This is a genomic window from Streptomyces sp. NPDC059455 (genome assembly GCF_042750115.1).
Taxonomy (GTDB): domain Bacteria; phylum Actinomycetota; class Actinomycetes; order Streptomycetales; family Streptomycetaceae; genus Streptomyces; species Streptomyces endocoffeicus.
The window spans coordinates 1-7609 of record NZ_JBHYVB010000342.1 but is presented as its reverse complement, the minus strand read 5'-3'; the positions used below and the strand labels follow the sequence as shown (position 1 = coordinate 7609).

The 7609-nt window shown below is 69.8% G+C and carries 2 protein-coding genes; both read right to left on the bottom strand.

The features are described from left to right. On the bottom strand, positions 1–5696 hold a 5696-nt coding region (locus tag ACFXB5_RS51430), incomplete at its 3' end, for an amino acid adenylation domain-containing protein (protein ID WP_385222473.1). Beyond that, positions 5693–7609, bottom strand: a 1917-nt coding sequence (locus ACFXB5_RS51425; RefSeq protein ID WP_385222470.1) for a condensation domain-containing protein, incomplete at its 5' end; no start/stop codon positions are given. The genes ACFXB5_RS51430 and ACFXB5_RS51425, both read right to left, overlap by 4 nt.

Below are 7609 nucleotides of genomic sequence, written 5' to 3'. Positions count from 1 at the left end.
GCCACATACAACTCACCCACCACACCCACCGGCACCAAACCCAACCCACCATCCACCACATACACCCGCATACCGGCGACCGGCCCACCGATCGGGGGCACCTCCGGAGCGGAGAGCTGTCCCGTGGCCGTGACGTACACCGTGGCCTCGGTGGGGCCGTAGGCATTCACCATCCGCCGCCCGACGGACCACCGCTGGACCAGTTCCCCCGGACACGCCTCAATACCGATGATCAAGGTGCGGAGGTCGGGGAACGCGCCATCGGGAATGCTGCCCAACACGGTCGGCGACATGACGGTGTGGCTGATGCGTTGATCCCGCAGTACGACGGCCAAGTCCTCGCCCACCAACGTCCGGGCGGGCGGAACGATCAGTGTGGCACCGGTGGCGACGGCCATGACCAGCTCCATCATGGACACATCGAAACCGGGTGAGGCCAGTTGCAGGACCCGGTTCCCCTCGCCCACGTCGAACCGGTCGGCCTGTGTCAGTGCCAGGCTCGCGATTCCGGCATGCGGCACGGCGACTCCCTTGGGGGCGCCGGTGGAGCCGGAGGTGTAGATGAGATAGGCCGGGTGCAGGGGATGCAGAGGGTGCACGCGGTCCGCGTCGGTGACATCGGAGCCGGACAGGGCGGCGATCGTGTCAGCGGTGTCCGGGTCGTCGAGCACCACCGTAGGAACGTCGTCGCAACCCAGCTCGCCGAGGGCACGGCCGGTCGTCACCACCGCGAGAGGGCACGCGTCGCGCAGCATAAAGCCGATTCGGGACGGCGGGTACGCCATGTCGATCGGCAGATAGGTGGCGCCCGACTTGAGGACCGCCAAAACCGTGATGACCATGTCGAGCGAGCGGGGCGCCGCCACGGCCACCACCGCTTCCGGCCCGGCTCCACGCCCAATCAGATACCGGGCCAGCCGATTCGCTCGTACATCGGCCTCCTCGTAGGTGAGGCACTCGTCTCCGCACTCCACGGCGGGCGCGTGGGGAGTGTGGGCGGCTTGGGCGGTCAGCAGGGCGGGGAGCGTGGTGGTGGCGGGTGAGGGGTGGGCGGTAGTGGGGTCGCCTTGGTGGAGGAGTGCGGTGCGCTCGGTGGTTGTCAGTAGGTCGATGTCGCTGACCGGCTGGTCGGGGTCGGTCAGGGCTGTCTCCAGCAGGCGGCGCCACCGCTGGATGACCGAGGCGATCGTCCGCTCGGTGAAGATGTCGGTGTTGAACTCCACCGTGATATCCAGCCCCGCAGGCGCGCCATCGCCCGCGTGACGCTCACCGACACTGATCAGCAAATCCATCCGCGACGTGCCCGCGCCGACCTGCTCCACCCTGCCCACCGCGCCCGGCAGATCGAACCCGGCGTGAGCGGTGTTCTGCAAGGCCAGCATCACCTGGAACAACGGATGATGCGCCAACGTCCGCGCCGGATTCAACGCCTCCACCAGATACTCAAACGGCACATCCTGATGCGCATACGCCTCCAGATCCACCGCCCGCACCCGCCCCAACAACTCCCGAAAACCAGGACGACCCGACGTGTCCACCCGCAACACCAACGTGTTCACAAAAAACCCGACCAGATCCTCCAACGCCTCATCCCCACGCCCGGCAATCACCGACCCCACCACCACATCCTCACCCGCACCCAACCGGCTCAACACCGCCACAAGCCCCGCATGCAACGCCATGAACAACGTCGCACCCTCCGCACCCGCCACCCCCACCAACCCACCATGCAGCCACCCCGGCCACACAAACCCCACCGTCGCACCCCGATGACTCGCCACCACAGGACGCGGCCGATCAACAGGTAGAGGAAGCTGCTCGGGAGCACCCTCGAGCTTGGCGCGCCAGTACTCCAGTTGCCCGGCCAGCACACTGCCCGGCGCATCAGGGGAGCCCAGTACCTCCCGTTGCCAGAGCGTGTAGTCGGCATACTGCACCGGCAACGGCTCCCACTCGAGTGCCCGGCCCTCCCGCCGCGCCGCATAAGCGCGAACCACATCCCGCCACAACGGCCCCAGCGACCAGCCATCCGCGGCGATGTGATGCATCACCAACGCCAGCGTGTATTCAGACCCCGCCGACGCGGACTCGCGCACCATCACCGCACGCAGCGGGAGTTCGTCCCCCAGATCGAAGGCGTACCGCACCACCTCGGCCACCGCCCGCTCGGCCTCGGCCCGGCCGCCCACCGTGACCGCTTCCAGGCCCGGCCACCGCCGGCCCGCCTCCCCCACCGACAGCACCCGCTGACACGCCACCCCATCCACCTCGGCAAACAGCGTCCGCAAGCTCTCATGCCGACCCACCACATCCCGCAACGCCCACCCCAGCGCCTCACCATCCACCTCACCCGACAACCGCACCACCAACGGAATGTTGTACGTCGCCGACCGACCCTCCAACCGATACAGAAACCACAGACGGCTCTGCGCAAACGACACGGGCAACCACTCCGACCGCTGCTCACAACGTACGAGCTCGGGCCGCTCCCCGCCCGTCTGACCCACGCCCCTGGCCACCCGGCGGGCCAGTCCGGCCACCGTCGGGTCCTCGAACACCGCCCCCACGGGCAGCTCGACCCCCAGTTCCGACCGCACCCGCGACACCAACCGCGTCGCCAACAACGAATGCCCACCCAGATCGAAGAAGCCGTCCTCGATCCCCACCCGCTCCACGCCCAGCACCTCGGCGAACAAACGACACAGCAGGTCCTCGGCCCCATCCCTGGGAGCGGTGTACTCCAATCCACCACCACCCTGCGGAGCAGGCAACGCCCGCCGGTCCAGCTTCCCGTTCGCCGTCACCGGCAGCCGATCCAGCACCACCCACGCCCCCGGCACCATGAACTCCGGCAACCGCCCCCGCACAAACTCCCGCACCACCCCCACATCACACCCGGCCGCAGCAAGCACCACATACGCCACCAACCGCCGATCCCCCACACGATCCTCCCGCACCACCACCGCAACCTGACCCACCAAAGGATGCGCACCCACCACACCCTCCACCTCACCCAACTCAACCCGAAAACCCCGCACCTTCACCTGATCGTCCGCCCGGCCCACGAACACCAACCGACCCTGGGCGTCCCACCGCACCAGGTCCCCGGTGCGGTACATCCGCTCCCCCACCCCACCACCGAACGGATCCGCCACAAACCGCTCCGCCGTCAGCCCCGCACGCCCCGCGTACCCCCGCGCCAACCCCACACCCGCCACATACAGCTCGCCCACCACACCCACTGGCACCAACCCCAACCCACCATCCAGCACGTACACCCGTGTGCTGTCCGTGCCACGGCCGATCGGTACCGCCTCGGTGGCCGATCCGCCCCGCACCACCCGGTGGTAGGTGGCGATCATCGTGGTCTCGGTAGGGCCGTAGGCATTCACCACGGCGGTGTCGGGGCAGGTGTCGGTCACCCGCCGCACCGCCGCACCGGAGGCGGCCTCGCCACCCGTCCATACCTCCTCGACGTTCGCGAAGAAGTGGGGTGATTCATCGGCGAGAGTGTTGAACAGGGCTGTGGTCGCGAAGACGCCCCTGACGCCATGCTCGGCGATCACCTTGGCCATGGAGGCGGTGTCGAGCGGGCCATCGGGCATCAGAACGAGCTTGCCGCCACGGAGCAAGGGGACCCAGAGCTCGTAGGTGGACGCGTCGAAGGCGAGGGGCGAGTGCACCAGCACGCAGTCGTGTGCACTGCCGTCGAACGCCTGGTCGTGGGCCAGCGCCACCAGGGCATGCTGTGTGATCACAACGCCCTTGGGGGTGCCGGTCGAGCCGGAGGTGTACATCACATACGCCGGATGCGATGGACGCAGCGGCGCCAGACGATCCGCGTCGGTCACCTCCCCCGCTGGATGCCCCGCCACCTCCCGCGCAGTCTCCGGGTCATCCAGCACGACCACCGGAACACCCAACGACGGCAACCGCCCCACCACATCACCCGACGCCACCACCAACACCGGCCCGGCATCCTCCACCATGAACCGCACCCGCTCCGCCGGAAACCCCGGATCCACCGGCACATACGCGCCACCAGCCTTCAACACCGCCAGCAACACCACCACCAAATCAACCGAACGCGGCATCGCCACCGCCACCAACCGCTCCGGCCCCACCCCACACCCCACCAAAAACCGCGCCAACCGATCCGACCGCGACCCCAACTCCCCATACGACAAAGCCACCTCCCCACACACCACCGCGACCGCCCCACCACACCCCGACACCCCCGGTACCGTCCCCGACGTCACCGTCCCAACCCCGCCACTCCCCCACCCCAACAACTCCCCGCGCTCCGCGACCGACACCAACTCCACGCCACCCACACACCGCCCCGCGTCCACGACCACCGCCTCCAACAGGGCGGACAGTCGCCGTAGCACGCTCTCGACCGTGGCGCGGTCGAACACATCGGCGCGGTAGTCCAGTCGAAGACGCAGCGTCGCGCCGGGGAAGACGACCAGGCTGAGTGGGTAGTGGCTGCCGTCGTGTCCGCTGATGTCGGTCACCCGGAGGCCGGTTTCCGGTGGGCAGACGGCGTCCGGATCCATGGGGTAGTTCTCCACGACGACGAGCGAGTCGAAGAGTCGTGGGTGTCCGGCCAGTTGGCACACCTCGGTGAGGCCGGTGTACTGCCGGTCCAGGAGACGGACGTGCTCCTTCCGCACCCGGGCGAGCAGCGTGGCCAGGGCCTCGTCCTGGTCAAGTGTGATCCGCACCGGCACGGTGTTGATGAACAGTCCGACCATGCTCTCGACGCCCGGGAGCTCCGGTGGCCTCCCGGCCGTGGTGATGCCGAAGACGACGTCGTCGCGGCCGGTCAGACGGTGCAGCATGATGGCCCAGGCGCCCTGGATGACGGTACCGAGGGTCAATCCCTGGTCGCGTGCCCAGCCCTCCAGCCGCGCGGTGAGGTCACCGGGGAGTTCCAGTGCGGCCCGGTCCCGCCGGGCCGGGCGTGCCGGGTTGGCGGCCGGGGCCAGCAGGGTGGGCTCCTCGAGCCCGGCCAGGGTCTGCCGCCACCCTTCCTCGGCGGCCCCCCGGTCCCGCGCCGCGAGCCAGGCGAGGTAGTCCCGGTACGGGGTCACCGGCGGCAGGTGGCTGTCGTCGCCTTCGCGGGCGTAGAGCTCGAACAGTTCCTGGAGCAGGACGGGATAGGACCAGCCGTCGAGCAGGATGTGGTGGTTGGTGAGCGCCAGCAGGTGGCGGTCGGTGCCGATACGGATCAGGGTGAAGCGGAGCAGCGGGGGCTCGGTGGGGTCGAACCGATGGTTTCGCTCCTCGTCGAGCACGCGCTCGCATGCGGCGCGGCGCTCGGCCTGGGCTTCGGTTTCGGTTTCGGCTTGAGCTTCGGTTTCAGCTTCGGCTTCGGCGGTCCCGGTGAGGTCGATCTCCTCCCACGGCAGTTCGATCTCGCGGGGGATGACCTGGACGGGCTGGTCCATCCCCTCGTACAGGAAGGCGGCGCGGAGGTTCTGGTGGCGGTCCAGAAGTGTTTCGGCCGCCGCCCGGAGCGCGGCAGGGCGCAGATGCCCCTCCAGTCGGAGGACGATCTGGACGGTGTACCCGTCGCCACCGCTCCCGGCGTGGGCGGCGTGGCCGGCCTGGACGTCATGCACAGCGTGGAAGAGCAGCCCTTCCTGCAGGGGCGACAGCGGCAAGACGTCGAGCAGTCCTGACTGTGTCATCGCTTCTTCCTCCACGCTGCCTCGAGTCGGTCGATCTGGTCCTGGTTGAGGTTCACCAGGGGGAGGTCGGAGGGGGTGCGGCCGCCGGCGTCCGGGCGTTCGGCATGCGCCGTGATGGCCTTCAGCACGGTGAACCAGGTCTGTGCGAGGTCGCTCACCTCCTCCTCGGTGAGCAGCCCACGGGCCCAGGACCAGTGCGCCACGAGGCACGGGCCGCCGGGGCCGTCGTACGTGACGGCGTTCAGCTCCAGGGCGTAGGGCAGCGGGGCGTCGGCGTCCGCGCCCGCCATGAGCGGCCCGCTCGTGCCGTCCCCGGCGGGTGTCCACGGTGCCGCGCCGCGCGGTGCGGCGATGCGGCCGAGGTAGTTGAACCGGATGTCGGGGGTCGGGAGCGCGGCGAGGCGGGGCCGGGTGCGGGGGTTGAGGTAGCGCAGAAGCCCGTAGCCGAGTCCCTGGCCGGGGAGAGCCCGCAGTTGCTCCTTGACGCGCTTGACCGCACGGCCGAGCGCCGGGCCGCCACGCCGGAACTCCTCCTGGTCCACGCGGCCCGGTTCCAGCCGGACGGGATAGAGGGCGGTGAACCATCCGACGGTGCGCGAGAGGTCCACCTCCTCGGCCAGGGGGTGTGACCGGCCGTGTCCTTCGACGTCCACCACCATGGGCCCACCGGCGGTGCCCCGGCCATGGCGCTCCCGCCATGTGTCGAGGGCCACGGCGAACGCGGCGAGCAGCACATCGTGCACACCCGCGTGGAACGCCCCGGGCACTCGGGTCAGCAACGGCTCGGTGTGCTCACCGGGCATGGGCAACGCCATGTTTCCGGCGGTCCCGAAGGTGTCGCGGTCGCCGCCGGTCCGCCCCGCCACCACGGGCCGTACATCGGCCAGAACCTCCTCCCAGTGGCGCAGCTCCCGATCCCGGGCCTCCGTGTCCGCCTCGGCGGCCAGCAGTGCGGACCAGCGGCGGAACGACGTGCCGACGCGTTGCCACTCCACCGGCCGTTCCGCCGTCACCGCCGCCCAGGCGGCAGCCAGGTCCGGCAGCAGAACGCGCCATGAGACACCGTCGACCGCCAGGTGGTGGATGACCAGCAGGAGCCGCCCCGGATGCCGAGGCCCGGCGTCGAAGTGCACCGCCTGCCACATCACCCCGGCCCTCGGGTCGAGGCGGGTGCGGGCGGCGGTGAACTGCTCGGCCAGGAGGGTTTCCGGGGGGTGGCCGTCCGTGGTCTCGATACGGCGCAGTCGCTGCGCGGCCCGTACCGTTCCCGCCGCTGTCACCTCGGGCGACCATGCCCCCTCGGGGCGGTCCGCCAACCGCAGCCGCAGCGCGTCGTGGTGGTCGGTCAGGGCCTGCAGTACGTCCGCGAGCTGTGGGGTATCGGCTCCGGCGGGTGTGGTCATCAGCATTGCCTGGCAGAACCCGTCGACCGGACCGCCCTGCTCACGGAGCCACTCCATGATGGGGGTCGGTGTCACCTCGCCGATCGGGACATCGGCCGCCTGGTCACCGGCCGAGCCAGTCGCGGGCGTCACCGTGTGCGCCAGCCGGGCCACCGTCTTGTGGGCGAACACATCGGCCGGAGTGATGACCAGCCCAGCCGCTCTGGCCCGGCTGACCAGCTGGATGGTGGAGATGCTGTCCCCGCCGAGGTCGTAGAAGCCGTCCTCGGCCCCCACTCGCTCCAGGCCCAGCACCTCGGCGTACAAACGGCACAGCGTCCGTTCCACAGCCGTACGTGGCTCACGACCCGAACCAGACCCCCGGACCTCCGGCACCGGCAGGGCCCGCCGGTCCAGCTTGCCGTTCGCCGTCACCGGCAGCCGATCCAGCACCACCCACGCCCCCGGCACCATGAACTCCGGCAACCGCCCCCGCACAAACTCCCGCACCACCCCCACATCACACCCGGC